Annotated in this window: 1 protein-coding gene; it reads right to left on the bottom strand. The window is 38.2% G+C overall.

What is annotated here, in order from left to right; all coding sequences use genetic code 11:
• Positions 1-72: 72 nt before the first annotated feature.
• The gene (locus ACTJKC_RS25365) at positions 73-1,065 is read right to left on the bottom strand and encodes an IS110 family transposase (protein ID WP_440796457.1); all 993 of its coding nucleotides are present in this window, start codon (positions 1,063-1,065) and stop codon (positions 73-75) included.
• Between the last annotated feature and the right edge of the window lie 242 nt (positions 1,066-1,307).

The raw sequence follows: 1,307 nt of genomic DNA, 5'->3' as shown, positions 1-1,307 counted from the left end.
TCGTATTCTAGGTTTACCACAATTGCAAATTTATTTTAAGAAAAACTCCAAATAAAGAGTTTTTCTTATCTTTTATGACGCTCTCCTATAATTCTCGACATACATTTCTCCTCTTTTGACAAGTGAGAACATTCTTAAAATCAGTTTGAATTTCACATTGTTTAAAACAAGATTATAGCCTTTGGTCTTTTGTTTACGTTCTGCATACGCTGATATTTCGGGATCATGTTGCATAGCAGACTTTGCGGCCTGATTGAGCTCCTGTTTCAGTTCCTTTTGTGCCAGATAACTCACCTTTGGCTTTCCTTTGATAGTTGTTCCAGAGGTATTTCCGAATGGAATTACCCCCACGTAAACTGCATACTTCCTTGCGTCTGGAAAAGATGCAAAGTTTTCCGTGTAAGCGATCGTCATCCAGGCATTTACCTTGCCGATTCCCTTTATACTGCTTATTATCCGATAATTTTTAAGCATCTCTCTATCCTGATTGATAAGAAAGGCGATCTCAGCCTCTATTTCGGACTGATGCTTCTGGTCTGCCTTTATCTTTGAGCGGATAATCTTGCTGATCCTATCGTCCTTACCCGTAGAAAACATGTATATCCTTTCTTTTAACGTACTTTTTAGACCTGCCGTTTCTCTTACCAGTCTTTTCCGAAAGGAAAGCAGCTGTCTTAGTATAAGAATATTATTGTTCAATGGCCGGGACGCCTCCAGGCGCTTGATCTTATCCTCACCATACTGACCTATGCGGAAGGAATCATCCTTATCGTTTTTGCCGCGTACCATTCCCATCGAATTTTTGATCTCCAGGCCAGATATCCTGGTATAGGCAATGAACTGAGATTCCAGAAACTGGATAAAACGGTACTCATAGCCACCTGTATATTCCATAACAACCAGTACTTCTTTAAGCTCAATTGAATTGGTTTTGCACCACTTTCTAAACATAGCAAATCCTTTACTATGGTTATCGATCTTGATATGCAGCCTGCGTTCTGCACAACTGATATCTAATGTAAGTTTTGATACATCTACTCCTAAAACAACATTCCAGTTTCCCATACGTTTATCTTTTAGTACATTTAATAAACTGTCTTTTGCCGATCACCTTTGATAGTTCAAAGAAAGTATTCTAGCTAGGCCTTGGACAGTAATAAAAGGCAGGGACTAATACGACCAAAAGTTCTTTAAAACTAGAGATGACGAAAATTCACCCTGCCTTTTATTTAAACGCTTACTAAGCTTTCTTCTTGTAATAAGATTTGCAACAAAAAAATCAGTTTGATAAACCAAAGGAGATGACG

Source organism: Pedobacter sp. 22226 (assembly GCF_052045455.1).
Taxonomy (GTDB): Bacteria; Bacteroidota; Bacteroidia; order Sphingobacteriales; family Sphingobacteriaceae; genus Pedobacter; species Pedobacter jeongneungensis.
The sequence above is the reverse complement of the archived record's forward strand: the minus strand, read 5'-3'. Positions and strand labels throughout refer to the sequence as shown.

Bases quoted from the DNA above. Each gene is read 5' to 3' on its own strand.
- ACTJKC_RS25365 (WP_440796457.1), bottom strand. From the start codon at position 1,065: ATGGGAAACTGGAATGTTGTTTTAGGAGTAGATGTATCAAAACTTACA.